At 72.1% G+C, this 26,099-nt stretch carries 21 protein-coding genes and 1 pseudogene; 8 read left to right on the forward strand and 14 right to left on the reverse strand.

Annotated features, from left to right (window positions below):
- Window positions 1-63 precede the first annotated feature (63 nt).
- Window positions 64-1,020, forward strand: coding sequence for a 2-phospho-L-lactate transferase (gene cofD / locus Cs7R123_RS15535; RefSeq protein WP_212827222.1), 957 nt, complete (start codon window positions 64-66; stop codon window positions 1,018-1,020).
- Window positions 1,017-1,769 (forward strand): annotated as a pseudogene (locus Cs7R123_RS15540) (coenzyme F420-0:L-glutamate ligase); the annotation flags it as partial. The gene cofD and the pseudogene Cs7R123_RS15540, both read left to right, overlap by 4 nt.
- 18 nt (window positions 1,770-1,787) lie before the next feature.
- On the opposite strand, the gene Cs7R123_RS15545 reads toward Cs7R123_RS15540, so the two are convergent.
- The 4 genes from Cs7R123_RS15545 to Cs7R123_RS15560 form a co-directional block, all read right to left on the reverse strand.
- The gene (locus tag Cs7R123_RS15545) at window positions 1,788-2,771 is read right to left on the reverse strand and encodes a helix-turn-helix domain-containing protein (protein WP_212827225.1); all 984 of its coding nucleotides are present in this window, start codon (window positions 2,769-2,771) and stop codon (window positions 1,788-1,790) included.
- A 238-nt stretch (window positions 2,772-3,009) separates the two neighbouring features.
- The gene (locus tag Cs7R123_RS15550) at window positions 3,010-4,032 is read right to left on the reverse strand and encodes a hypothetical protein (RefSeq protein ID WP_212827227.1); all 1,023 of its coding nucleotides are present in this window, start codon (window positions 4,030-4,032) and stop codon (window positions 3,010-3,012) included.
- Window positions 4,033-4,202: 170 nt separating this feature from the next.
- Window positions 4,203-5,303, reverse strand: coding sequence for a mannose-1-phosphate guanylyltransferase (locus Cs7R123_RS15555; RefSeq protein ID WP_212827229.1), 1,101 nt, complete (start codon window positions 5,301-5,303; stop codon window positions 4,203-4,205).
- Window positions 5,304-5,372: 69 nt separating this feature from the next.
- On the reverse strand, window positions 5,373-6,521 hold the full coding sequence (locus tag Cs7R123_RS15560; protein ID WP_212827231.1) for a glycosyltransferase family 1 protein: 1,149 nt from the start codon (window positions 6,519-6,521) through the stop codon (window positions 5,373-5,375).
- A gap of 157 nt (window positions 6,522-6,678) precedes the next feature.
- Between Cs7R123_RS15560 and Cs7R123_RS15565 the strand changes: the two genes are divergently transcribed.
- Entirely contained in the window at window positions 6,679-7,392 is a 714-nt protein-coding gene (locus Cs7R123_RS15565) for a TIGR03089 family protein (RefSeq protein WP_212827233.1), read from the forward strand.
- A 156-nt stretch (window positions 7,393-7,548) separates the two neighbouring features.
- On the opposite strand, the gene Cs7R123_RS15570 is transcribed toward Cs7R123_RS15565, so the two are convergent.
- Complete coding sequence (locus tag Cs7R123_RS15570) at window positions 7,549-9,495, reverse strand: acetoacetate--CoA ligase (protein WP_212827235.1); 1,947 nt, start codon at window positions 9,493-9,495, stop codon at window positions 7,549-7,551.
- Window positions 9,496-9,638: 143 nt separating this feature from the next.
- Window positions 9,639-10,091, reverse strand: coding sequence for an acyl-CoA thioesterase (locus Cs7R123_RS15575; protein ID WP_244872011.1), 453 nt, complete (start codon window positions 10,089-10,091; stop codon window positions 9,639-9,641).
- A gap of 127 nt (window positions 10,092-10,218) precedes the next feature.
- Here Cs7R123_RS15575 and Cs7R123_RS15580 point away from each other — a divergent pair, with 127 nt between their 5' ends.
- The gene (locus Cs7R123_RS15580; RefSeq protein WP_212827239.1) at window positions 10,219-10,788 is read left to right on the forward strand and encodes a hypothetical protein; all 570 of its coding nucleotides are present in this window, start codon (window positions 10,219-10,221) and stop codon (window positions 10,786-10,788) included.
- A 32-nt stretch (window positions 10,789-10,820) separates the two neighbouring features.
- Window positions 10,821-11,732, forward strand: coding sequence for a hypothetical protein (locus Cs7R123_RS15585; RefSeq protein WP_212827241.1), 912 nt, complete (start codon window positions 10,821-10,823; stop codon window positions 11,730-11,732).
- A 68-nt stretch (window positions 11,733-11,800) separates the two neighbouring features.
- Here Cs7R123_RS15585 and Cs7R123_RS15590 read toward each other — a convergent pair whose 3' ends face one another.
- Window positions 11,801-12,172: a MerR family transcriptional regulator gene (locus Cs7R123_RS15590; RefSeq protein WP_212827243.1), complete on the reverse strand. Its 372-nt coding sequence runs from the start codon at window positions 12,170-12,172 to the stop codon at window positions 11,801-11,803.
- Between the two features lie 52 nt (window positions 12,173-12,224).
- Here Cs7R123_RS15590 and Cs7R123_RS15595 point away from each other — a divergent pair, with 52 nt between their 5' ends.
- Window positions 12,225-13,217, forward strand: a complete 993-nt coding sequence (locus tag Cs7R123_RS15595; RefSeq protein WP_212827245.1) for an aldo/keto reductase — start codon at window positions 12,225-12,227, stop codon at window positions 13,215-13,217.
- 49 nt (window positions 13,218-13,266) lie between these two features.
- Here Cs7R123_RS15595 and Cs7R123_RS15600 read toward each other — a convergent pair whose 3' ends face one another.
- The 4 genes from Cs7R123_RS15600 to Cs7R123_RS15615 all read right to left on the reverse strand — a co-directional run bounded on the left by Cs7R123_RS15600 (window position 13,267) and on the right by Cs7R123_RS15615 (window position 20,275).
- Complete coding sequence (locus Cs7R123_RS15600) at window positions 13,267-13,686, reverse strand: hypothetical protein (protein WP_212827247.1); 420 nt, start codon at window positions 13,684-13,686, stop codon at window positions 13,267-13,269.
- Between the two features lie 232 nt (window positions 13,687-13,918).
- Complete coding sequence (locus tag Cs7R123_RS15605) at window positions 13,919-15,157, reverse strand: hypothetical protein (RefSeq protein ID WP_212827248.1); 1,239 nt, start codon at window positions 15,155-15,157, stop codon at window positions 13,919-13,921.
- Window positions 15,158-15,309: 152 nt separating this feature from the next.
- A complete protein-coding gene (gene hrpA / locus Cs7R123_RS15610; RefSeq protein ID WP_212827250.1) occupies window positions 15,310-19,254 on the reverse strand; it encodes an ATP-dependent RNA helicase HrpA in 3,945 nt (1,314 codons plus the stop codon).
- Between the two features lie 52 nt (window positions 19,255-19,306).
- Window positions 19,307-20,275, reverse strand: a complete 969-nt coding sequence (locus tag Cs7R123_RS15615; protein WP_212827252.1) for an FAD-dependent oxidoreductase — start codon at window positions 20,273-20,275, stop codon at window positions 19,307-19,309.
- A 165-nt stretch (window positions 20,276-20,440) separates the two neighbouring features.
- Between Cs7R123_RS15615 and Cs7R123_RS15620 the strand changes: the two genes are divergently transcribed.
- Window positions 20,441-21,400: an SCO2521 family protein gene (locus Cs7R123_RS15620; RefSeq protein ID WP_212827254.1), complete on the forward strand. Its 960-nt coding sequence runs from the start codon at window positions 20,441-20,443 to the stop codon at window positions 21,398-21,400.
- A gap of 11 nt (window positions 21,401-21,411) precedes the next feature.
- A complete protein-coding gene (locus Cs7R123_RS15625; protein ID WP_212827256.1) occupies window positions 21,412-22,350 on the forward strand; it encodes a hypothetical protein in 939 nt (312 codons plus the stop codon).
- On the opposite strand, the gene Cs7R123_RS15630 is transcribed toward Cs7R123_RS15625, so the two are convergent.
- The 3 genes from Cs7R123_RS15630 to Cs7R123_RS15640 are packed head-to-tail and all read right to left on the reverse strand — an operon-like array spanning window position 22,313 to window position 26,093.
- Window positions 22,313-23,350 carry an SCO2522 family protein gene (locus Cs7R123_RS15630; protein ID WP_212827258.1) on the reverse strand — a complete coding sequence of 346 codons (1,038 nt, stop codon included), beginning with the start codon at window positions 23,348-23,350 and terminating at the stop codon, window positions 22,313-22,315. The two genes, Cs7R123_RS15625 and Cs7R123_RS15630, sit on opposite strands and share 38 nt — an antisense overlap.
- Window positions 23,347-24,270, reverse strand: a complete 924-nt coding sequence (locus tag Cs7R123_RS15635) for an SCO2523 family variant P-loop protein (protein WP_308442885.1) — start codon at window positions 24,268-24,270, stop codon at window positions 23,347-23,349. Before Cs7R123_RS15635 ends, Cs7R123_RS15630 begins: the two co-directional genes overlap by 4 nt.
- Entirely contained in the window at window positions 24,267-26,093 is a 1,827-nt protein-coding gene (locus Cs7R123_RS15640) for an SCO2524 family protein (RefSeq protein ID WP_244871847.1), read from the reverse strand. The genes Cs7R123_RS15635 and Cs7R123_RS15640 overlap by 4 nt, the downstream gene beginning before the upstream one ends.
- Window positions 26,094-26,099 lie beyond the last annotated feature (6 nt).

The raw sequence follows: 26,099 nt of genomic DNA on the forward strand, positions 1-26,099 counted from the left end.
CGCCCGCAGGTCAGCGTACGACCCGGCCCCGACTTGCCCGCCGCGGTGCGGGAGGATGTGTCCATGCGGATCGTGGTGCTGGCAGGCGGCATCGGCGGCGCGCGGTTCCTGACCGGGGTGCGGGCGTACGCCCGGACCACCGGCGCGGAGGTCACCGCGGTCGTCAACGTGGGTGACGACGTGTGGATGCACGGGCTGCGCATCACCCCCGACCTGGACTCGGTGATGTACACCCTCGGCGGCGGCATCGACCCCGAGCGCGGCTGGGGCCGCGCGGGCGAGACCTGGACCGTCAAGGAGGAGCTCGCGAAGTACGGCGCCGAGCCCAGCTGGTTCGGTCTGGGCGACCGCGACATCGCCACCCACCTGGTCCGGACCCGGATGCTGAACGCGGGCTACCCGCTGTCGGCCGTGGTCGCGGCGCTGTGCGACCGCTGGCAGCCGGGCGTCGCGCTGCTGCCCGCCACCGACGACCGGCTGGAGACGCACGTCGTCACCGAGCTCGACGGCGCCGAGCAGGCGATCCACTTCCAGGAGTGGTGGGTGCGCCACCGCGCGCAGGTGCCCGCGAAGCGGTTCGTGTTCGTGGGCGCCGACGCCGCCAAGCCCGCCGCGGGCGTGCTCGACGCGCTGAGCGGCGCCGACGTGGTGCTGCTGGCGCCGAGCAACCCGGTGGTGTCGATCGCGCCGGTGCTGGCCGTGGCCCCGCTGCGCGAGGCGCTGGTCGCCGGTTCGGCCCCGGTCGTGGGCGTGTCGCCGATCATCGGCGGCAGCCCCGTACGCGGCATGGCCGACCGCTGCCTGGCGGCGCTGGACGTCGCGTGCACCGCCGAGGGGGTGGGCCGCCTGCTCGGGGCGCGTACCGCGGGCGGGGTGCTCGACGCGTGGCTGGTCGACCCCGTCGACGCGGCCACCGACGTCCCGGGCGTACGCGTGGGGGCGGCGCCGCTGTGGATGACCGACGAGGACGCGACCGCGGCGATGGTCCGCGCCGCACTGGAACTGGGAGGACTGTCGTGATCGGCGGTTACAGCGTGCACCCGGTGCACGGCATCGGCGACGTACGCCCCGGCGACGACCTCGCCAAGCTCATCACCGAGGCCGCGCCGTGGCTTGCCGACGGCGACATCCTCGTGGTCACCAGCAAGATCGTTTCCAAGGCCGAGGGCAGCCTCGCCGACGTGCCCGTGTCGGGGCCGGAGCGCGAGGCCGCGCGGGAGAAGGTGCTGCGCGACCAGACCGCGCGCCCGGTCGCCACGCGCGGGCACACCCGCATCGTGCAGACCCACCACGGCTTCGTGCTCGCCTCGGCCGGCATCGACGCCTCCAACGTCGACCGGTCCCAGCTCGTGCTGCTGCCCGTCGACCCCGACCGGTCGGCCCGCGAGCTGCGCGCGACGCTGCGCGAGCGGCACGGGCTGAACGTCGCCGTCATCGTCAGCGACACGATGGGGCGGCCGTGGCGCAACGGGCTCACCGACGTGGCGCTGGGCTGCTCCGGGATCGCGCCGCTGCGCGACTACCGGGGCGAGACCGACCCGTACGGCAACGAGCTGCACATCACGCAGATGGCGATCGCCGACGAGATCGCCTCAGCGGCCGAGCTGGTCAAGAACAAGATCGACCGGGTGCCGGTGGCGGTGGTCCGCGGCCTGATCACCGCGCCCGCCGACGGTCCCGGCGCGGTCGAGACCCTGGTCCGCTCCGCCGAGCACGACCTGTTCTCCCTCGGCACCGCCGAAGCCATCGCGCTGGGCCGCGAGCAGGCCCGCGAGCAGGGCTGACGGTCAGCCGCCGGCCAGCAGGGCCTGGCCGAGCGGCGTGACCGTGTGGTGCACGGTGTTGCGCGCCCGGGTGCTCAGCATCAGTCCGGCGTCGCGCATCACCGTCACGTGCTGGCTCACCGCCGCCGGGGACACCCCGAGCCGCCGGGACAGCTCGGTGGTCGTGCTGCCCGCCGCCGCCAGCTCCAGCACCGCCGCACGGGTGCGCCCCAGCAGCCCGGTCAGCGCCTCGCCCGGCGCCGTCGCGGCCAGCCGCGCCGCCGGGTGCACCGAGTACACCAGCACCGGCGGCAGCTCGGGGTCCACCAGCGTCACCGGCTTGCTGTTCGTCTTGAAGTACGACGGCACCAGCAGCAGCCCGCGCCCCTCCAGGTGCACGTCGCGGTGCGACGGGTAGTCGGCGATGGACAGCGTGCCGCCGTCGAACCGGATCGACGGGTGCAGGTCGTTCAGCAGCCCCTCGACGCCCCGGTCGAGCAGGGTGCGGCCCCGCAGGCTGCGGTCCGCCTCGACCGCCGCGCGGACCCGGGGCCACATCGGCTCGATCGCTGCCTCGTGATACCGCGTGATGGCCGTGCCCAGCTCGGCCACGGCCGACCGCAGGCCGCGGCCGAGGTCCGCGACGGCCGGGGGCAGCGAGCCCTGGGTGCGGCCGAGGACGTCGATCTCGCGGCGCAGCCGGGGCTGCGGCGTCGACAGCACCGCGTCGACTCCGGCGCCGATGCCGTCGGCAGCCTCGGTCGGGGTGAGGAGGTCGGGGAAGTAGCCCACGGGCGGGTTGAGCGCCAGCAGCATCGCCGTCTCGGCGCGCAGCGGCCCGGCCGGACGCAGCCTGGCCACGGTGCCGGTCTTCCACGCGGTCAGCAGCGGGTCGGTGCCGCGCATGCGCAGCAGGTGGATGCTGAGCGCGAGCTCCCACATCGGATCGGGCCGGGCGGCCACGCGCGTGCGCACGAGATCGGCGCCGGTGAAATGGATCCGCAGCATGTGGACTCCGGGGTGGGGTGACTCGGATGACAATACCGGCGGAGCTGACCTGGGTCTTTAAGTCACCGCTGAAAGTCGTGGACCCGACGCGGCCGGGTGCGCGATCCTGTGGTCCGGCCTGGGGAGCCGAGCGACGCACGGCGTCGCCGACCGTACGGGGGCGTACGGGGCACGGTAGCGGCCGGCCGGGAGCCGGGGGGCAGACCGGCCGGCCGCTCCGTTCGCACCGGACCGGGTCTCACAGCCACAGGCCGATGCGGTGGTCCTCGTCGGTGACGTAGATCGGCGCTCCGTCCCGGTCGGACACCCCCTCGACGTGGTGCAGCGGCGCCAGATCCGCCACCGGCTCCGCCTTCAGCAGCGCCGGGCCGGGGCGCTCCGGCAGCACGAAGCGAACGTGGCGGCAGGTGGCGTGGCGCGCGTGCGGATGCCGTTCCAGCAGCACCGAGCCCTTGTCCAGGGCGTCGATCGAGCCGATGACCGCGTCGTAGCCGCCGTCGGGGCGGGCGGCGAGCGCGCGTACGCCCAGCGGGCCGGGGCCGGTGCCGGTCAGCGCGTACACCCCCGCGACCCGCAGCGCGCCGCCGGCGAACAGCTCCGGCACCCCCGCCAGCTCCACCAGCACCGGCTCGCCCGCGGCGGTGACCGGCCAGCGCAGCCCGACCAGCAGCGTGCCGCGCCCGGTGAACGCGGCACCCTCGATGTTGACCGGGTGGTCGCCGGGGGCCAGCTGCGCGACCCAGGCCTTGCCCTTGGCGGTGCCGCGGCGCAGCGTCTGCTCGATGAAACCGTCGTGTACGGCCGGATCGACCGGCCCCGGCGCCACCGGATGCCCCGTGGCGGCCAGCTCGGCCAGCGCGTCGTTGACCGCCCGGTGCAGCGCGAACCGGTGCCGCACGATCTCCAGCTCCGGCCGGGCCGACTCGCGGAACCGGGCCACGAAGGCGCGTCTGGGCCGCAGCGGGCCCGCCTTGGAGCCGAAGTGGGAGCCCAGGACGTACACCCAGCCGTCGTGGCGGGCCAGCGCCTCGGCGTCCTCGGTGCGCCCCGCGTGGGCACCCGCCTCGGCGGCGACGTGCGCGGCGCGCCACGTCCCGTCCAGCCGCTCCACGATCAGGGCCAGGCAGCGCTCCACCGGGCCCTCGTCCAGCACGGTCCAGTACGCCCGCCGCGCGCCGAACTCCCGCAGCAGCGCCGGGTCGGCCACGGCCAGCAGGTCGCTCGCCTCGTTGCCCGCCGCCGCCAGCTCCACCAACTTCATGATCCCCAGCGTATGCACCCGCCACCACTCCGCCCCGCGACCACCGCGCACCCCCCTCAGCGAAGTTGCCGGGCAATCGGGCGTAAGTCAGGCCGACTTACGCCCGATTGCCCGGCAACTCGGCAGGGCTCGCGCAGGGCTCGCGCTGGATTCGCGCAGGGCTCGCGGGGTCAGATGCGGGTGTCGCCGCGCTCCTTGAGCTCGTCGACCAGCTTCTTGACGTCCTGGGCGCGGTCGCGGCCGCACACCAGCACCACGTCCGGGGTGTCGACCACGATCATGTTCTCCAGGCCCAGCGCCGCGACCAGGCGGCCCGACTGCGGCACCACCACGACGTTGCGCGAGTCGTGCAGCAGCACCTCGGGCTTGCCGCCGTCGAGGGTGGCGTCGTCGCCGACCACCACGTTGCCGTCGGCGTCGGCGGGCAGCACCTCGCCGAGGGTGTGGAAGTCGCCGATGTCGTTCCAGCCGAAGTCACCCGGCACGGTGGCGACCAGGCCCGCCGCGGCGGCGCCCTCCATGACCGCGTAGTCGACGGAGATCTTGGTCAGGGTGGGCCAGATCTGGCCGAGCACCCGGTCGCGGTCGTCGGTGTCCCAGGCGGCGGCGATGCGGGTCAGCCCGTCGTGCAGCTGCGGCTGCTGGCGGGCCAGCTCGCGCAGGAACACGTCGACACGCCACACGAACATGCCGGCGTTCCACAGGTACCGGCCGGACGCGACGTACTCGGCGGCCACCTCGCGCGACGGCTTCTCCTTGAACTCGTCGACGACCCGCACCGGCCCGTCGACGACGGCGCCGCACTGCAGGTAGCCGTACCCGGTCTCGGGGTGGGTCGGGGTGATGCCGATGGTCATCAGCAGGCCGCGCCGGGCCCCGGCCTCGGCGTCGCGCAGCACCTCGGTGAAACGGGCCACGTCGCGGACCAGGTGGTCGGCGGCGAACGAGCCCATCACGCCCTCCGGGTCGCGCCGGGCGATCACGGCGGCGGCCAGGCCGATGGCGGCGCACGAGTCGCGCGGGCTCGGCTCGATCAGGATGTTGGATTCGGGCAGGTCAGGCAGCTGCCGGGCGATCGCGGCCGCGTGGGCGGTGCCGGTCACCACGTACGTGTCCCCGATGGCGGCGACCGGGGCCAGGCGGGCCACGGTGGCCTGGATGAGCGTCTCGGGGGTGCCGGTGAGCGGGTGCAGGAACTTCGGGTTCGTGGCGCGCGACAGCGGCCAGAGGCGCGTCCCACTCCCACCAGCAGGGATTACGGCGTGCAGCATCCGACCATTCTGCCTGACCGGGCGGGGTAGGCAACTCGCCCCGCCCGCAGGCCCCCTGCCGACCGCCCGTCAGTGGCGGTCGCGGATCGACCGCTGCCAGGCGCTGATGTGGGCGTCGGCGCTGGAGTTCCAGCTGAACTCCTTCGCCCGGGCCAGCCCGGCCGCGGCCAGGGCGGCGCGGCGTCCGTCGTCGTCGAGCAGCGCGGCCAGGTCGCGGCCGATCGCGTCCGCCTCCGGCCCCGTGTACGCGACCGCGTCGCCGCCCACCTCGGGCAGCGACAGCCGGGGCGTGGTCAGCACCGGCGCGCCGCAGGCCATCGCCTCCAGGATCGGCAGCCCGAAACCCTCACCATGGCTCGGGTACGCGCACAGCACCGCCCCGCCCAGGAACCCGGGCAGGTCCGCGTAGCGCAGGTAGCCCGGCCGCAGCAGGCGCAGGTGCGCGGGCACCTCGGCCGCCATCCGGTCGATCTCGTCGTCGTGGCCCTGGCCGCCGGCGAGCACCAGCGCGGGCGGGTCGACCCGGTCGCGTACCGCCGCGATCCAGCCGCGGATCAGGTTCGGCACGTTCTTGCGCGGCTCCTTCGCGCCCAGGAACGCGAGGTACGACGCCTCGCCCAGGCCCAGCCGCGCCCGCACCCGCGCCTTCTCGTCCTCGCCCGGCACGTGGAACGCGGTGTGGTCCACCCCGTGGTAGGCGACGTCGACGCGGGTCGGGTCGACGTCCAGCAGCCGGATCAGCTCGTCGCGGGTCGCCTTGCTCGGCACGATCACCCGTTCGGCGCGGCGCATCGACGTCTTGATCGCGGAGCGGAAGAAGGTGCCGCGCGACTTGTCGTAGTGCTCCGGCTCGGTGAAGAACGTCGCGTCGTGCACCGTCACCGTCACCGGGCAGCCCGAACGCAGCGGGCAGGTGTAGAACGGCGAGTGCAGCACCTCGGCGCCGACCTGCTGGGCCAGCAGCGGCAGGCCGGTCTGCTCCCAGGCCAGCCGGGCCGGGCGGTGCGCCACGGCGGCCGGCGCCGCCACGACCTGCGCGTGCGGCAGCGTACGGGCGTAGCGCTCCTGGTCGGTGCGCTGGCAGACCACGATCAGGTCGAGGTCGGACCGCTCGGCCAGGGCGCCCAGCAGCCCGTCCAGGTAGCGGCCCACCCCGCCTCGGTCGGCGGGGACACTGGTCGCGTCGACCAGCACCCGGGGAGAGCGGGAGATCGTCACGGTGAACACTCCTTGTGGGGGTGTGCAGCGCAGCCCAGTCGACCGCCGCTCTGCGGTTGTGAGACTGTGCGCTGTTTCACAGCAGTCACGTCTCAGACTACGCCCGACATACCCCATGGCAAGGTCCACGACGCGGCGTTGTCGGTAGCCTGACCACGTGTCGACTATCAGTCAGCTCTTCGCCGCCACGGTGTCGGCCGATCCGGCCCGCCCCCTGCTCACCTGGTACGACGACGCCACCGGCGAACGTACCGAGCTGTCCGGTGCGACCCTGGCCAACTGGGTGGCCAAGACGGGGAACCTGCTCGTCGACGGGCTCGGCCTCGGACCCGGTGACGTCGCCTCGATCGCGCTGCCGCCGCACTGGCAGACCGCCGCGATCATGCTCGCCACGTGGACCGCCGGGCTGGCCGTCTCCCACTCCGCCGAACTGCCCGCCGACGTCGCCTTCGTCGCCGCCGACGCGGCCCCCACCGCCCCCGACACGTACGCCGTCGGCCTGCACCCGTTCGCCCTGCCCCTGCGCGGCCTGCCCGCCGGGGTGTCGGACTGGGTCAGCTCCGCGCGCGCCCACGGCGACTTCTACGGCGGCCCGGCCGCCGACCCGGGCGCGGCCGCACTGGTCGGGCTGCCCGGCGGCGGCGGCTCGATCACCCACGCCGAGCTCGCCGACCGGGCGGTGGCCCGCGCCAAGGAGCTGGACATCCAGCGCGGCGAGCGGGTGCTGATCGACCTCGGCGCCCACCCGCGCCCGCTGGACTGGCTGGTCGCCCCGCTGGCCGCGGGCGCGACGCTGGTCCTGTCCCACCACACGGCCGCAGGCATCCTCGACTCCCGCGCGACGACAGAACGCGCCAAGATCATCCCCTGAGCCCCCGCCCGCGGGTCGGGCCACGGGCGGCGACGCGATCCGCTTTACATAAACGCTGGCCTATCTCATCGAATCTGCGTAGATCAAACTCGACGAGATAGGCCAGCGTTTATGTAAAGGACGGGGTGACCCGGGACCAGGTCGCCCGGACAGGGGCTACGCGGCCCGGGTACGGGCCAGTTCCTCGAACGCCGTCAGTGACTCCGGGTTCGCCAGCGCCCCCTTCGCCGCCGCGGACTCCACCGGCGTGCCGGTCAGGATCCGCTTGACCGGCACCTCCAGCTTCTTGCCCGACAGCGTCCGCGGCACCGCCGCCACCTGGTAGATCGCGTCCGGGATGTGCCGCGGCGACAGCGCGGTCCGCAGCTCCCGCGCGATCTTCCCGCGCATCGCGTCGTCCAGCTCGCACCCCGGCACCAGCACCACGAACAGCAGCAGCTCCCCGGCCCCGCCCTCGTCGTCCTCCAGGTGCACCACGACCGAGTCGGCGACCTCGTCCATGCCCTCGACCACCGAGTAGAACTCGGCCGTGCCCAGCCGCACCCCGCCCCGGTTCAGCGTGGCGTCGGAGCGGCCGGTGATCACGCAGGTGCCCCGGTCGGTGATGGTGATCCAGTCACCGTGGCGCCATACGCCCGGGAACACGTCGAAGTACGCCTCGCGGTACTTCTCGCCGGTGGTGTCGCCCCAGAACGCGACCGGCATGCTCGGCATCGGCGCGCTGATGACCAGCTCACCGAGGCCGCCGAGCACGGGATGGCCGGCGCCGTCGTACGCCTCGACCTTCGCGCCCAGGCAGCGGGCCGCGATCTCGCCCGCGTAGACGGGGTTCAGCGGGGTGCCGCCGACGAAGCCGGTGCACACGTCGGTGCCGCCGGACAGGGACAGCAGCATCAGGTCGGGGTTGATGTTGTCGTACACCCACTCGAAGCCCTCGGCGGGCAGCGGCGCCCCGGTGGAACCGAGCCCGCGCAGGCGAGACAGGTCGGCGACCTCGCGCGGCACCAGCCCCTCCTTGCGGCAGGCCAGCAGGTACGGCGCCGAGGTGCCGAAGTACGTCATCCCGGCCTCCTCGGCCAGGCGCCACAGCATGCCCAGGTCCGGGGCGCCCGGGTTGCCGTCGAACAGCACGATCGCCGCCCCGACCGCCGGGCCGGAGACCAGGTAGTTCCACATCATCCAGCCGGTGGTGGAGAACCAGAAGTAGCGGTCGCCGGGGCCCAGGTCGTGGTGCAGGGCGAGCATCTTCAGGTGCTCCAGCAGGATGCCGCCGTGGCCGTGCACGATCGGCTTGGGCAGGCCGGTGGTGCCGGAGGAGTAGAGCACGTACAGCGGGTGGGCGAACGGAACCGGGGTGAAGGCCAGCGGTTCGCCGGTGTCGGCGGCCAGCTCGCCCAGGCCGACATTGCCTTGGGTGTACGGCAGCACGATCGTGTGCTCCAGCGACGGCAGCGCCGCCCGGATCGCCGCGACCTCCCCGGCCCGGTCGATGAGCTTGTCGCCGTACCGGTAGCCGTCGACGGCGACCAGCACCTTGGGCGAGATCTGCTGCCAGCGGTCGGTGACGCTGCGGGTGCCGAACTCGGGCGCGCAGGACGAGAAGATCGCGCCCAGGCTGGCCGTGGCCAGCATCAGCACGACCGCCTCGGGGATGTTCGGCAGGTACGCCGCGACTCGGTCGCCCTCGCCGACGCCGAGCCGCCGCAGCCCGGCCCGCGCCCGGCGGACCTGCTCGCGCAGCTGCGCGGCGGTCAGCACCAGCGGTTCGCGGGTCTGCGAGTAGCCGAGCACGACCGGCTCGTCGTCGCCGACGCCCGGCATCCGCAGCACGTTCTCGGCGTAGTTGAGGGTGGTGCCGGGGAACCACTTCGCGCCCGGCATCGTGGCGTCGGGCAACACAGCGGTCACCGGCCCGTGCGCGACGACGTCGAAGTACTCCCAGATCGACGACCAGAACCCGGTCAGGTCCTCGGTGCTCCAGTGCCACAGCGCGTCGTAGTCGGCGAAGGCCAGCCCGCGGTGCTTCTCCAGCCAGCCGAGGTAGTCGCCGATGCGGGAGGTCTGCCTGACGTCTGCCGGTGGGGTCCACAGCACCTTGGTCATCGTGTTCTCCTCCCGCGTACGCCGTCGTACCGCACTCGCATCCTGCCGCATCCCCTGCGCGATCATTCTGCGGCCCGGACGAGCCGGCTGCGGTGTTCCCGGCGCACACCGGTCAGTGGGCGGCCATGGCGGCGGCCGACACCTCAGTGCCGGTCGGCGCGGTGGCTCTCGATCGCGCGGCGGCGGGCCAGCCGGTGCTCGCGGCGGATCTCGGCCTCGCGGAAGCGCCGCTCGTCCTCTTCGGTCTCCGGCAGCACCGGCGGCACCTCGATCGGCTCGCCGTCGGGCCCGACCCCCACGAACACCAGGTACGCCGTGGCGACGTTGACCGGGGCGCGGTCGGCCTCGTTCCAGCGCTCGGCCCAGCACGTGACGCCGAGCTCCAGCGAGGTGCGGCCGGTCCAGTTCACCTGCGCCTTGGCGTGTACGAGGTCGCCGACGCGGACCGGCACCATCAGCGTGATCTCGTCGAGGGAGACGGTGACGGCGTTGAAGCCGCAGTGGCGGGCGGCGGCCGCCCCGGCGGCGTCGTCGACGAACTTCATGATCACGCCGCCGTGCACCGTGCCGTACAGGTTGACGTCCTGGCTGGTCATGATGCGGCTCAACGTGACCCGCGCGAACGCGGTCGGATGGCCCTGCTCCTGGGAGATCACGCCCTCACCGTACGGCCTCCCCCCGCCGAGGGTGCCGGGGCAACGGGAAAACAGTAAGGTGCCGCACATGCGTCACGTATGGAGCCTCCTCGCCGCAATCGTGATCACACCGCTCGCGTGGGCCGCGGCCGCACAGGGCCAGGCCATGCTCGCGGTGAGCGTGTCACCCGACGTGCCCACCGGCATGTGGGTCGGCCTCGCCGTGCTGGCCGGGACGGGCCTGGTGCTCGGCCTGATCGGCGCGCTGCGCCTGTCCCCGGTGGGCCCGCTGTTCACCGCCCTGGTCTACCTGGGCTTCACCACCTGGTTCCTGCTCCAGCCGGTGCCCGCACTGGACACTCTCGACGCGGGCTGGAAGATCGGCGGCTACCACGCCGACCTCACCGTTCCGCTCCAGACCGGTCTGCTGGCCGCCGTCGGCGCGCTGCTGCTGGTCGCCGTGGTCAGCCCCGGCCGCTGGCGGGCGTGGCCGAAGCCGGTCCACACCATCGAGGCCGCCTGGCCGCAGCCCGCGGCCCAGCCGGGCGCCGACCGCCCGCTGGAGCCCACGGCCACCATGGAGCTGCCGCTTGCCACCCCCGCGTACGGGTCTGGCGCTGATGCGCCATCCTGGAACGCGCCGCAGGCCACGCTGTAGACCCCGGAGGCATGGTGCGTCATCTAGGATCGTTGCTGCTTTCGCTCGTCTTCGCACCCGCGATCTTCCTGTTGACCGGCACGGGCCTGAGCGCCTGGGGCACCACGATGGCGGCCGGTGGCGCCGCCGACGCGGTGCTCGACGCCGGAGCGGCGCTCGGTGCGCTGCTGCTGGCCGGAATCCTGTACGCCGTCCTGGTCATGGCCCGGCTGTCGCCGGTCGGCCCGGGGCTGGCGGGCATCGCGTTCCTCGGCACCAGCGGCTGGGCCCTGGCCGACCAGCGGTCCTACCTGGACACGTTCGCGCTGATCGACATCCACCTGGCCGGCGCCGTGGGCCAGCTCGGGCTCGGCGCACTGCTGGGCGTGCCGCTGCTGGCCACGATCGCCAGCCCGCGCCGCTGGCGCCGGCACGCCGACCCGCAGCCGGAGTTCCCGCAGCAGGCGTACCCCCAGCAGTATCCGCCGCAGCAGCAGCGCCAGCCGGGCGCGCCGACCGACCCGACCCGGCAGCTGACCTCGATGCCCGCCGACCCGTACGCGCTGCCCGACGTCGCGGCGCCGTCGCTGCACTACCCGCGGGCGACCCCGGTGGCCCCGCCGAGCCCGCCCGCCCCGCCCGCACCGGCGGCCCCCGTGGCCCCGGCCGCGCCGACGGTGTCCACCTCGGCCCCGACGATGCCGGTCGGCGGCGCCCCGCCGCTGCCCCGCCGCAACCCGAACCCGCCCCCGGCCGCGATGACCCCGTCGGCTCCCGCCCCGGCGGCACCACCGACGGCGGCACCACCGATGGCGGCGGCACCGACGGCGGCGGCACCGACTGTCCCGGTCGCGCCACCGGCTGCCGCACCGCCGTCGGCCAGGCCCGGCGCCGCCGTGCCCCCGCCGCTGCCCGACGAGGCCACGGTCATGCTCACCCCGCCGGAACCGCCCGGCCAGCGCTGACCCGCCCGTACAGAAGGGCACCTTCCCGCTCGCGCAGCGAACCGGCGAAGGTGCCCTTCCTTGTCGCCCTACGCCGCGGTGGGCAGGAGCGTGCGGTAGTACGCGATCTTGTTCCGCAGGTACTCGTGCTGCCGCAGCAGCAGCTCCAGCTGGGCCTCCGCCGAGGCACCGTGCTGTTCCAGGAGTTCCACCCGGTCGGCGATGGTCTCGTCGCCCTGCCGGGCGAGCTCGGCGAACCGGCACATCGCGTTGATCGGCATGCCGGTGTCGCGCAGGCAGCGCAGCAGGCCGAGCCAGCCCAGGTCGTCGTCGGAGAAGACGCGGCGGCCGCCGGCGGTACGGTCGATGCCTTCCAGCAGACCGATGCGCTCGTAGTAGCGCAGCGTGTCGAGGCTGAAACCACTGCGCTGGACGGCTTCGGCGGGGGTGTATCGGGTCACCGCACCACCGTAGCTTGACCTGGAGCGCACTCCAGGTGCCAGGCTGGCCGACATGACGACACGGAAACTGGGTCGCAGCGGCATCGAGGTCAGCGCACTGGGCCTGGGCTGCTGGGCCATCGGGGGCCCGCTGTGGGGCGAGGACGGGCAGCCGTACGGGTGGGGCGAGGTCGACGACGACGAGTCGGTCCGCGCCGTGCACCGGGCACTGGACCTCGGCGTCACCTTCTTCGACACCGCGAGCAACTACGGCGCCGGGCACAGCGAGCGGGTGCTCGGCCGGGCCCTGGGCGGGCGGCGCGACAGTGTGGTCGTCGCCAGCAAGTTCGGCAACACCTTCGAGGAGCAGACGCGGCTGGCCACCGGCGCGGACGGCACCCCGGAGTACATGCTCAGCTGCCTGGATGGCGTCCTCGACCGGCTCGGCACCGACTATCTGGACCTGTACCAGCTGCACCTGGGCCACCTGCCGACCGAGCAGGCGCTGGAGCTGGTGGACCCGCTGGAGAAGCTGGTCGCCCAGGGCCGCATCCGGGCGTACGGCTGGAGCACCGACGACCCGGAGCGCGCCGCCGCCTTCGCCGAGGCGGGGCCGAACTGCGCGGCGGTCCAGTACGACCACTCGGTGCTGAACGACAACGCGGCCATGGTCGACGTGCTGGCCCGGTACGAGCTGGCCGGGATCAACCGCGGGCCGCTGGCGATGGGCCTGCTCACCGGCAAGTACCACGGTGCCGCAGGACGGATCGGCGGCGACGACGTGCGCGGCAAGTCCCCGGAGTGGCTGCAGTACTTCACCGACGGCGTGCCGACCCCGCAGTGGGCCGAGCTCGTCGACCGGGTCCGGCAGGCGCTGACCGCCGACGGCCGGACGCTCACCCAGGGGGCGCTGGGCTGGCTGCTGGCTCGCAGCCCGTGGACGCTGCCGATCCCGGGTGTCCGCACGGTCGCCCAGGCGGAGGAGAACTTCGCCACCCTGGCCCTCGGTCCGCTGCCCGAGGCGGCGTTCGCCGAGGTCGAGTCGCTGCTCGCCGAGCTGCGCTGACACGGTCCGGCGCGGGCGCACAGCGCCCGCGCCGGAGTCGTGCCCGCGTTCAGCCGCCCAGCAGCGCCAGCAGCGCCTTCAGACTGTTCTGGCCGGTCAGGTACCGCACCGCACCCGCGTGCGCGACGCTGCCGCAGTTGGCGTTGACCCGCACCACCATGGGGTCGTACTGGCGGTAGGCCAGCACGACGTTGTACTGGTCGCCGGCGACGGCCGCGCACACCGGCTCGGCCTGGCCGTCGAACGCCTTCTCCGCGTTCGGCAGCCGGTTGAGGAGGGCGGCCACGGCGTCGGCGGCCGCCGCGTCGACGTTCCGGGACCGGCTCAGCGCGACGGCGCCGCCGGAGTCGCCGGGCGAGTACGTGCACAGCACGGCCGCGGTCGGCCCCGTCGCGACCAGCGGGCCGTCCGGCCGGGTGTCGGTCGACGGACCGAGCGGATACGTGTCCGGGCATCGCGCGTCGGCCACATTGCCGCTCGCCGCCACCCATGGCACCGCCGCACCGCCGTCGGTGTCCGGCGTGCCGCACGCGTTTACGAGAAGGGCGGTCAGGCCCAGAATGACGACGGCTCGGGAGAGCCTGCCGGGCCGGGATCCGATTTCACCGGCACCGCGTGACCTTTGCATTGTCCAGCTCCTGAACACCTGTTAACAGAACCGTTCCCTGACCAAGCGCCATGACCTCTCGCCCAGGCATGGTTCAGTTCGTTTTGGCGGTGACCCCGAAGTCCGACGCGATGGTCGTCCAGTCCTGGTAGTACAGGAGGGACGAGTCCGTGACGGAATAGGCGGTGACTGTCCCCTTCACCCGTACGCCTGAGCCGTCCAGGGAGTAGACCGGCCCGCCGCTGTCGCCCTCGCGACAGGACTGGAGCCCGTCCACCTGTGCCGCCCTGCTCAGGTCGTGCATGCTGAAGCAGTCGTCGTCCGAGTCACAACCGTAGGCAGTGTACGAGCCTGCCTGCGTCTTCAGGCCGCAGAGCACTCCGCTCGTCGAGCCTGACTGGCACAGCAGTTCGTTGACGACCACCCCGCCGGAGCTGCGCACGACCTTCGTGTTGCTGGTCGCGGCGGGCCCATCGAAGATCATCGCGCTGCCGCGCGCGTTGATCATCGTGATGTCGTGATCCCAGTTGTCGGCGTACACGCCGCCGATGCGCTCGTTCGCGTAGTCGTAAGCGACGTTGGTCGGGTTCATGCAGTGGGAGGCGGTGAGCAGGTAAGACTGCCCGCCCTTCAGCACGCCGAAGCCGGAGGTGCACCCGAGGGTGCCCTTGGCGGTTCCCGGGATCCTGATCCTGGTGCCGCCGTTCCAGGGGGCCGTGTCGTCCAGGCGGCTGCACACGACATCGCAGGAGGCCAGCCGCAGCGGGCCGCGACCCGCGGTGACGCGGACCGGGACCGAGAGGCCCAGCTCGGAGATCAGCCCGTCGATCGACGTCCGTGCCGGCGCCGGGCTGGCCGATCTCGCGCGCACCCGGGCCGCCGTCACCCCGTCCATCCTGACCACGTCCAGCCCCGTCCCGTCGTAGCGGACGGAGATCTCCTGAAGGTCCGCGCCGGCGGCGGTCGCGGCGGCTTCGATCTCGGCGGCGGCGGCTTCGAGTTCGCGCTTCGAGTACGGCGCTGGCCTGACCCTGACCCTGCCGAGCGAGCGCGCCTCGGCGACCGCCCGCGCCATGCCGGGGGTCAGCTCGCCCTTCCAGTAGACCGAGACGCCGTCACCCTCGAAGGCCAGGCTGACGAACCCGCCGGGTGCGCCGTCGATCTCCCGGTAGAGGCGGTCGACCACCGGCTGGAGGGCCTCCTGCCGGCGCATGACAGTCCACGTCGCCGCCGGGATACCGCCGGTGGACCGGCCGTCCCCGCCGCCCGGCGCGGCGGCGGCCTCCGCGACCGGCAGCAGTGCCAGCAGCGACATGGCCAGTGGGACGACCACGATGCGAATCAGCCGAACGTCGGAAAAGGATCTCACGTCCACCCCCGCTCGCGCGTTTGGCGACAGGGTAACGCTAATCCGACAGTGATCGCTCCAATGCAGACGGTGATTCGACAAAAGTTGGCACAGCGACCCCCGTCGATCAAGCCTAGTCAGCTCGCGGGGATCGTGGCCAGTGCTCGATAGATCCGCTTGTCCGAGACCGGGTACGGCGTGCCGAGGGTCTGCGCGAAGTAGCTGACCCGCAGCTCCTCGATCATCCAGCGCACCTCGACCACGGTGTCCCAGCCCGGGGCGCCGGGGCGCACCGATGCCTTGGCCTCGTCGTACTCGTGCAGCACGTCTTCGAGCAGCAGCAGCTTCTCGCGGTCGCGCTGCGGCTGCTCGGCCAGCTTGGCCAGCCGCTGCTCGATGGCGCGCAGGTAGCGGACCAGGTCGGACAGGCGGCGCAGCCCCGTGCCGGCCACGAACCCGGGGTAGACCAGCGCGGTCAGCTGGGACCGGATGTCGGAGACCGACCGGACCAGCAGCACGTTGGTGATCGACTTCAGCTTCCGGTCGATCTCGAACCAGGTCGCGAGGACCGGTTCGAGCTGCTGGAGGATCTCCAGGACCGATGCCGGCAGCTGCGCGCGGGCCTTGGCGGCCAGGGCCGCGAACGCGTCGGCATCCCAGGCCGGGCCGCCCGCCTCGATGATCACCTTGTCGACCGCGGCGGTGACCACGTCCTCCAGCAGCGGCGCGACGCCCCCGTGCGGGTTGCGCGACAGCGCCAGCTTGGCCTGGTTGGACAGGCGGCCCTGGATCGACTTCAGCGGCGGCGGCGCGGCCAGCAGCACCAGCCGCCGGGTGCCCCGCCACATCGCGTTCCACTGCTCACCGGCGGAGTCGAAGACCTTGACCCCGACCGCGGCGCCCTCGTCGACCAGCGCCGGGTAGCCCTTGACGTCGTACCCGCCGCGCTTGCGCTCGACCGTGCGGGCCAGCGGGCCCATGCTCCAGGCGGTCAGGCCGTGCATCTCCAGGTCGTCGGCGGCCGCGGCGACGGCCTGCTGCGCCTTGTCGCGCAGGCGCCGCTTGAGCTCGGGCAGGTCCTTGCCCTCGGCCAGGGTCTTGCCGTGCTCGTCCTCGACCCGGTACGTCATCTTCAGGTGCTCGGGCACCTTGTCCGGCTCCCAGCTGCCGCGCGAGACGACCACGCCGGTCATCGTGCGCAGCTGCCGCTCCAGCACCGCCACCAGCGGTTCCTCGCTCTGCTTGACCCCGGCCAGCGCCTCGCGGACGTAGTCGGGCACCGGCACGAAGTTGCGGCGGTCGGCCTTGGGCAGCGAGCGCACCAGCGCGATCGCCAGCTCCTCGCGCAGGCCGGGGATCTGCCAGTCGAACCCGGCCGGGCTGATCTGGTTGAGCAGCGGCAGCGGGATGTGCACGGTCACGCCGTCGGCGTCGGCGCCGGGCTCGAACTGGTACGTCAGCGGCAGCTCGAACCGTCCCTGCTGCCAGGCGTCCGGGTAGTCCTCCTCCTCGACGCCGCCCGCAGCCGCGTTGACCAGCATCGACTTCTCGAAGCTGAGCAGGTCGGGGGTCTTGCGCCGGGCCGACTTCCACCAGGTGTCGAAGTGCTGACCGGAGACGACGTCGGCGGGCAGCCGGTTGTCGTAGAAGGAGAACAGGGTCTCGTCGTCGACGAGGATGTCGCGGCGGCGTACCCGGTGCTCCAGCTCTTCGACCTCGGCCAGCAGCGCGCGGTTGGCGTGGAAGAAGTCGTGGTGGGTCTCCCAGTCGCCCTCGACCAGCGCGTGCCGGATGAACAGCTCGCGGGACAGCACCGGGTCGATGCGGCCGAAGTTCACCTTGCGCTTGGCGACGATGGGCAGGCCGTAGAGCAGCACCTTCTCGTACGCGACGACGGAGGCCTGCTTCTTCTCCCAGTGCGGTTCGCTGTACTGCCGCTTGACCAGGTGCGGGGCCAGGGTCTCGGCCCACTCCGGCTCGATCTTCGCCGCGACCCGGCCCCACAGCCGCGAGGTCTCGACGAGTTCGGCGGCCATCACCCAGCGCGGCGACTTCTTGAACAGCGCCGACCCCGGGAACAGCGAGAAGCGGGCCCCTCGGGCGCCGAGGAAGTCCCGCTTCTCCGCATCGTAGAAGCCCAGGTGCGACAGCAGACCGGAAAGAAGCGCCTGGTGCACGGTGGCGGGCTCGGCCGGCGCGGTGTTGAGCACGGCGCCGAGCTGCTTGGCGACCTGGCGCAGCTGCGACTCCAGGTCCTGCCACTCGCGGATGCGCAGGTAGTGCAGGAACTCGGTCTTGCACAGGCGGCGGAACTGGTTGGACGACAGCTCGCGCTGCTGCTCGCGTACGTAGTTCCACAGGTTGAGGAAGGCCATGAAGTCCGACGAGCCCTCGTCGGCGAAGCGGGCGTGCTTCTCGGCAGCGGCCTGCTGCCGGTCGGCGGGCCGCTCGCGCGGGTCCTGGATGGACAGCGCCGCCGTGATGATCAGGACCTCGCGCAGGCAGCCGTTCTTCTCCGCCTCCAGCACCATCCGGCCCAGGCGCGGGTCGACCGGCAGCTGCGCCAGGCGGCGGCCCAGCGGCGTGAGGCGGCCGGGCTCGCCGCGCATCGGCGCCTCCAGGGCGCCCAGCTCGTGCAGCAGGTCCATGCCGTCGGCGATGTGGCGCCGGTCCGGCGGGTCGATGAACGGGAACGCCGCGATGTCGCCCAGGCCCAGCGAGATCATCTGGAGGATGACCGAGGCCAGGTTGGTACGCAGGATCTCCGGCTCGGTGAACTCCGGCCGGTTGGTGAAGTCCAGCTCGTCGTAGAGCCGGATGCAGATGCCGTCCGACGTGCGGCCGCACCGGCCCTTGCGCTGGTTGGCCGACGCCTGCGAGACCGCCTCGATCGGCAGCCGCTGCACCTTCAGCCGGTTGCTGTAGCGGGAGATGCGCGCCGTGCCGGGGTCGACGACGTACTTGATGCCCGGGACGGTCAGCGAGGTCTCGGCGACGTTGGTGGCCAGCACGATGCGCCGCCCGGTGTGCGGCTGGAAGACCCGGTGCTGCTCGGCGGTGGACAGCCGGGCGTACAGCGGCAGGATCTCGGTGTGGCGCAGGTTGCGTTTGCGCAGCGCCTCGGCGGTGTCGCGGATCTCGCGCTCGCCGCTGAGGAAGACCAGGACGTCGCCCGCCCGCTCCGCGGCCAGCTCGTCGACGGCGTCGGAGATCGCCTGGATCTGGTCGCGCTCCTCGTCGCCGTCCTCCTCGTCGCCCTCGACCACCAGCGGGCGGTAGCGGACCTCGACGGGGTAGGTGCGGCCGGAGACCTCGATGATCGGGGCGGGCCCGTCCGGCCCGGCGAAGTGGGCCGCGAACCGCTCCGGGTCGATCGTCGCCGAGGTGATGACCACCTTGAGGTCGGGCCGCTTGGGCAGCAGCTGCTTGAGGTACCCGAGAATGAAGTCGATGTTGAGGCTGCGCTCGTGCGCCTCGTCGATGATCAGCGTGTCGTACTGCGAGAGCGTCCGGTCGTGCTGGATCTCGGCGAGCAGGATGCCGTCGGTCATCAGCTTGACCATGGTCTCGTCGCCGACCTGGTCGGTGAAGCGCACCTTCCAGCCGACGGTGCCGCCCAGCGGCACCCCGACCTCCTCGGCGATGCGCTCGGCCACGGTGCGGGCGGCGAGCCGCCGGGGCTGGGTGTGCCCGATCAGGCCGCGCACGCCGCGGCCCAGCTCCAGGCAGATCTTCGGCAGCTGGGTGGTCTTGCCGGAGCCGGTCTCACCGGCCACGATCACGACCTGGTGGTCGCGGATCGCGGCGGCGATGTCGTCGCGCTTCTGGCTGACCGGCAGCTCGGCCGGGTATGTGATGGCGGGCAGCGCGGCGGCCCGCGCGGCGAGCTTCTGCTCCGCCTGCGCCACCGCCTCGGTGATCTGCGCCACGGCGGCGTCCAGCGCCTCTCCGGCACGGGTCTTGCGTACGCCGTCGAGGCGCCGGGTGAGCCTGCGCCGGTCTTGCGGCATCAGCTGGTCGACGCGTCGGCGCAGCTCGACGAGCGGGCTGGCGGGCTGGGGAGGGCGGGACTGCGGTGTCATGACAGCCGCAAGGATATGCCGTTCCCCGCCCGTGTCGACCAGCGGTTTTCGCTCACAGCTCGCGGACCAGCCGCGACACCTCCTGGGCGCACCCCCAGGACAGGGTCACCCCCGAGCCGGCGTGCCCGTAGTTGTGGATCACGGTGACCCCGTCCACCAGCTCGGCCTCGATCCGGATGCCGCTCTTGCGGTTGGGCCGCAGCCCCACCCGGTCCTCGATCTTGACGGCCCCGGCCAGGCGCGGCTCGATCGCCGCGCAGCGCTCGACGATCCGCCGCGCGATCTCCGGGTCGGGCCGCAGCTCCGCCGGGTCCCCGTGGTACGGCTCCGCGTATCCGCCCAGGACCACATGCCTGCCGTGCGGCAGGAAGTAGGTCAGCTCGCCCTCCTCCCGGTCGTCCTGGAAGAACCAGTCGAGGCCCGGGTCCTCCACCACGACGAGCTGCCCGCGGGTGGCCTCCAGCCCGCTGTCCTCGACCAGCAGCCGCGAGCCCAGGCCGGTGCAGTTGATCAGGATGCCCGGATCGTCCAGCTCGGCGAAGGCGGCCAACGGCCGGGGCAGCACCTCGATCCCGACGCCCAGCGCCGCCAGCCGCTCGGTGAGATGCCTCAGGTATACGGGCATGTCGACGAGTGGAATGGTGAACCACCAGCCAAGGGCGTAACCCTCGGGCAGCGCGTCCCTGTCGCAAAGCCGATAGTCACGCATCGCAGTCACCCATTCCGGCGGCTTGACTTCGTCGTCGGGGGACGCCTCCATCCCGCGCACGAAGCGCACACCGCGGCCCTCGGGCAGCCGCTCGAACTCACGCAGGGTGGCGATGCTCCAGTCGAGTACACGGGCGTCACTGACCATGTACGGTCCCCAGCTTGCTCCGGCGCAAGCCGAGGTGGTCCGGTCCGGCGGCAGTGCGGCGCGCACCCGCACCCGGTGCCCGCTCTCAGCCAGACAAATGGCTGTGGTCAGGCCGGACACGCCAGCGCCCAAGACGGTTATCGATGCCTTTGGTGAGGTCACCATGCGATTAGATTAACTTACATCAAGCAATTGCCTGAACGAGCGCTTGGTTTGGTAACTCTCCGTATAGATAACGGAAACCGCCCGTTGGACATGACCACACGGGCCCTTGCCTCCAGCAGGCATCATGGAGTGAAATCAATCGATCAACTGCCGAGGAGGCCCGGTTTGACGACCGCGAACGGGGACGCCGACGTCATCCTGGGCGAGGTCAGCACCGCGCTGCTGCAGCACTCCAGTGCCGTGACCGCCCGGACCGCCGCCGACCTGCTCGCCTTCACGGTCGGGGAGCGGGTGCTGCGATCCGCGCGCCCCAACTCGTACGCGGTGTCGCCGCCGCAGCTGACCGGGATCGACTGCGACCTGCCGGCGGTCTCCCGCCGGGGCCTGCGGCCCAGTCCGGTCGTCACGCACGGCGTCGGCACCGTGCTCTCCCGCGGGGTCATCACCGGCGGCCAGATCGTGCAGGGCTCCTCGTACACCCGGCTGCGCCCGGTCGACGGCGGCCGCCGCCTGCCGTGGTCGCACTACCTGGCCCAGCCCGGCGTGATCGAGCTGTACGGCCGCAACGCCGACGCCGACCTCGCCGCCGGCCACCTCCAGCCGCGGACGGAACCGCAGCTGCTGAACCTGAGCGCGATCAGCGACGGGACCATCGACCGGGTGCAGCAGAGCGAGCACGTCGACCGCCGCAAGCCCTTCGAGTCGCAGCGCACCCACCTGCGCTGGGTCGTCTCCGGCGCCGAGGAGTTCCAGTTCACGCTCGTCGACGAGGAGAGGCACCGCACCGTCAGGCTGCCCGGCATCGGCGCCGACGCCACGGCGGTGGCCCACCTGTGCGAGGACATCGCACTGCACGACTGGCTGCTCACGACACTGCTGTCGCTGGTCGGCCGAGTTCCCGCCGGTTCGGCGACACGGGACCGGGTGGTGGCACGGCTGGAACCGGCCGTCGACTACCTGCTGCACCTGTGGATGCCCGCGGCCCGCGTCAGTGCGGCGCTGGCCCGGTTCTGGCAGGACGTGGAGCGGCGGCCCGGCCTGAGCCGCCAGTGGCAGACCAACGTGGACCGGGTGCGCGACCAGCTCTCGCTGGCCCTGATCGCCGCACGGGTCCACCGGCAGTGACAGGGGGCACCATGTCGCAGCATAACGAGCACGTCATCCGCACCCCGATGAAGATCCTGATCAGCCTGGCGTTCTTCTCCATCACCTTCCTGGTGACGTTCCTGCTCGACGAGTGGAAGGACGACCGGCAGCTCATCGCGAGCTTCGGGGCCTCGCTGTTCGTGGCCGGCGTCGCGTTCATGGTGCAGTTCCTCTACGACGTGGAGCGCCGGCTGGCCCGGCTGGAGGTCGAGCTGGTGGCCAGCTTCCGGCGGATCAGCCAGGCCACGGACCTGTTCGGCGCGGTCGAGGCGTCGCAGCTCAACACCGAGAAGATCACCGAGCTCGTCGCCCGCGCGACGCAGATCAAGCGCCTGCCCGAACTCGTCAACGACCTGGCGGCAGCCGAGATCGACCGCCTGTCGGAGATGTTCAAGACGTTCTCCGAGTCCGGTGACGTCACCTACGACGGCGAGGACCGCGACTGGCTGCTCGGCCTGACCAAGCACGCCCGGCGCAGCCTGGACGCGATCAGCACCACGATCGACGGCGGCAGCCAGGACTACCTGGACGGCAGCCTCTGGCAGAGCGATCTCGGCCAGCGCTACCTGGAGGCCCAGCGGGAGGCGGCGATCCGCCGCAACGTCAAGATCCGCCGGATCTTCATCCTGGACCGCCCCACCCAGACCGACGACGAGAAGTTCCAGCGGACGGTGCGGATGCACCAGGACCTCAGGATCGAGGTGCGCACGCTGGACGTGAGCGCGCAGTCGCCGAACTTCATCCCCCCGATCGCCGACGTCATCATCTTCGACCGGGTGGTCTGCTACCAGAGCTCACCGTCGGCGCCGCTGCTCGAACACAGCCGGGTCAGCATCGCCAACACTCACCTGGTCACCAACCGGCAGAAGGTGGAGCGCAACATCGAGCGCTTCAACGAGCTGTGGGAGCTGGCGAGTCCGCTGACCTGACGGCGGCAGGGGTCCAGGCGCCGACGAAGGCGTAGTCGATGCGGCCCAGCACCTCGCGCGGCAGTCGCAGCCCGTCGGCGGTGGCGCGCGCTACCAGCTGCGCGTCGGCCGCCGGGTCGACCCCGACCTGGCTCAGGATCGTCCGCACCGCGTCCTCGACCGGCAGGAACCGGGAGTTCATCGCGGTGAAGGTGCGGTAGGCGAAGAACGGCCTGGCCTTCGGGTTGAGGCGGATCACGGCGGGCAGGTCCGCCCAGGACTCCGGCAGCGGCTCGGGGGCCGGCACCGGCGCCGCGACGGCCCGGCCCTCGTCGCGCAGCAGGCCCAGCCGCAGCAGCTGCCACACGGCGGCCAGCATCGGGCAGGACCAGCGGCGCGATTCACCGGCGCCGTCCGCCTCCGCCCAGCCTTCCGGCTTGTCCCAGAGCTGCACGTCCATGAAGATCGAATGCTTGTCGACCGCGTTCTGCCGCGGCGGCTGCCAGGGCTCGTCCCAGTCCATCGCCTGAGCCATGGCGGCGACCCCGGGCGAGCGCTGGCCGTTGCACAGCCAGCCGATGTCCCCGACCGCCGGCCGCTCGGCGCCGGTGGTGCCCGGCACCGGCTCCGGCACCAGCCGGCTGTGCACCAGGTCCACCGGCCGCACCGACCCGGTGGCGGCGCACGACGACTCGCGGGCCAGGTAGTCGATGGTCAGCTTCGACTCCCGAGCCGCCTCCTGCAGCATCGGCACGATGCGCTGCGGGCTGTCGAACCGGGAGAAGTAGTCGTCGATCAGGAAGCAGGTGCTGATCCGCGCCTTGGCGCCCACCACCGCCCGGCAGGCGCCCTCGGCCGCCTCCGCCCACGGCTTGACCTGGACGAACATCTGCCGCAGGCGGTCGTAGCCGGCCATGAAGTCTTCCATGTAGAGATGGCCCAGCTCGATGGACAGGTGCGACAGGGGCAGCTCGTCGGTCTTCGGGCTGGCGCTGTTCTCCACGAACACGGATTCGGTCATGATCCGGTCCAGTACGCCTCGTCGACGAGCTTCCGGGCGATCTCCTTGAACGCGGCCACGGTGTCCTCGTTGGCGATCTCCTTGGTGACGGTGTCGTCGTCGGAGATCAGCTGCTCCTGCCATTGCAGCACGGGGTCCAGCGGCACCGACCCGATCACGTTCACCTCGCCGACCCGGGACTCGCTGGCCAGGCGCTTCAGCTCCTTGTTGTGCCGCTGGAGCCAGACCAGCTGCGGCGGGCGCAGCCCGGACAGCGACTCCGAGGACGGGTCGACCACCGCGGTCCGCACGAATCTGATCGACTCGACCAGCGCCTCGCGGCGGTGCCCCCGCTTCTCCCCCATCTCGATGATCCCCTTCTCGCCGTGGACCAGACCGGACGCCGCGATGATGTGCTGGCTCGTCCACCGGTGGAAGACCAGCCAGCGGGCCGTCACCCCGCGCAGCTCCCGGCTGGCCAGCGCGGCCAGCATGATGTCGGTGGCGTACGAGCGCCCGGCGCTGAGGTCGATCAGCGTGAGGGCGAACTCCTCCTCCATCCGCACCAGCAGCTCGACGCAGCGCTGCACGATCGCCGGCGTCGCCGCGAACTCCGCCCCGCCCCGGTCTCCCGGGACGAGTTGCAGCCGCCCGGCGGTCAGCGGCCGGCCGCCGCGGCGCAGCCGCTCAGAGGCCTCCCACACGTTGACCCGCATCGGCTCGGGCGACCTGCCGCGCAGGTACGAGTGCAGCCCGCCGCGCGCGACGCCCCGTTCGACGTCGGCGGCCCCGAAGATCGCCCCGGCGGTCGGCGAGCCGAAGTCGAAGTCGAGATAGCAGACATCCTGGCCGGCCAGGGCGCTGCGGTAGACCAGGTTGCTGCTCGTCACCGAGCGGCCGGTGCCCCCCTTGTCGGAGGTCGCCAGCACCAGCATGGTCATCGACCTCCCGTCTCGTCGCCCCGCGCCGCCGCGAGCTTGTCCAGCTCGCGCAGCACCTCGGAGACCAGCGCCACGCTGGTGCCGGGCCGGGCCTCGACGACCAGCCGCGCCCGCTGAAGCAGGATCTTGAGCCGTTCGAGCGCGTCCGCCAGCTTCGTGCCCGGCATGGTGGAGTTGATCAGGCGCTCGCGGTCGAGCAGATGCTCAGCCTCGTAGAGCAGGTCGTGGGCGTACGCCTCCAGGTCGCTGCTGGGGAGCGGCTGGGTGACGGCCAGGTCGGCGGCGAACACCAGGCTCTCCACCACCCGTACGGTGTGGTGCCAGCTGAGCCGGCCGTCGTCGGTGAGCTCCGGGAACACCAGCGACGGCTGGTCCCAGAGCCCGGCCCCCTCGCCCTTGACGATGCGCCGCTCCACCAGGTGCTCCCACACCTGGTCGGCGGTGGACTGCTGCCGGGCTCGCAGACGGGGGTCCTGCAGGTGGCGCGCGATGCGGATGGACCGTTTGAGCAGCAGCGGCGCGAAGTCGGCAGCCACCCACTGCACCACCGCGCGCTTCTCGGAACCGCTCAGGCCGATGCCGACGCCGGGCTGGTGCAGCGCCACCGCGCCGTCGTTCTCCGACGGCCGGCGGGTGATCCGGGCCCGGTTCGCGAGCTCGGTGAGCACCTGACCCAGGCGGCCGAGATCCGCGTCGTTGCTGCGCTGACCGAGCAGGCCGCGGGTGGCGATCGACGTCACCAGGAGACTGAAGTAGTCGGATTCGATGTTGTCGGTGGTGCGCCAGGGCAGGTCCTCCAGCGGCCAGCGCTCGCTGCCGAAACCGGCCACCGTCCACCAGTAGTTCTGCGTCAGCTCGAACCGCAGTTGCAGCGCCGAGCGCAGGCGCAGCTGGTCCTCGTCGAGCAGGCCCAGCAGCACGGTGCGGCTGGAGAACAGGTCGGCGATGCCGTCGAGGGCCTGCACGGTGAAGTAGAGATACGGCTCGTCGACGGCGTAGCCGGGTTCCTGGCGGTAGCGCGGGGAGACGAAATCGATCTTCGAGGACTCGTCGATGATCCCCCAGGACCAGCCGCACTCCAGCAGGTTCTTGGCCTCGCCGATGCCGCTGACGCTGGAGATGCCGACGGTGAGGTCGCGCAGGCCGGCGATGGTGGGCCGCAGCTTGTCGCGCAGCTTGCGCACCACCACGTCCCGGTCCTCGGCCGACTGGTTCACCGTCCGGGTGAGGATCCGTCCCTCGTCGGAGTCGACGTGGTACACCAGCACGGTGAAGCTGCGCAGCAGGCCGATCATGGCCGCGGTCAGCCGGTCGTTGGCCAGGGTGATCAGTTCGTCGATCTGGCGGTGCTGCCGGTCGGACTGCACGGAGGCGCGGTAGACCTGGCAGAAGCCGAGCGTGGCCAGGGTCAGCGTGACAGAGAGGGCGAAGCTCTCGACGATGTCGTAGCTCTGCTCCGTCTCGTTCAGCGCCCCGGTGCTCGGCAGCGGGGAGAGGTATGAGCCGGCGGTGAAGATCGGCGTGCCGTCCCGCGAATACCGCTTGTGGTATTCGGTGAGCACCCGCACCAGCACCTGGGGAATCTGCACCTTCGAGCCGAGCCGCTTGAGCGCGTCGGCCACGTCGTCCTCGGTCTCGTCCGGGACGTCGAGCCGGAAGCGCGGCACCTCCGTGGCGGGCAGCATGATGCACAGCAACTGCTCGGCGTCGAGAATGGAGTTCCTGCCCTCAGGATCGCCCCACCTCCATTCGCCGCCCTCCCACGATGCCTGGACAACCGATCGCCAGATGCTGAGGATTTCCTGTCTAGGCGCGATCTTCATGGATGC

This window comes from Catellatospora sp. TT07R-123, from assembly GCF_018327705.1.
Taxonomy (GTDB): domain Bacteria; phylum Actinomycetota; class Actinomycetes; order Mycobacteriales; family Micromonosporaceae; genus Catellatospora.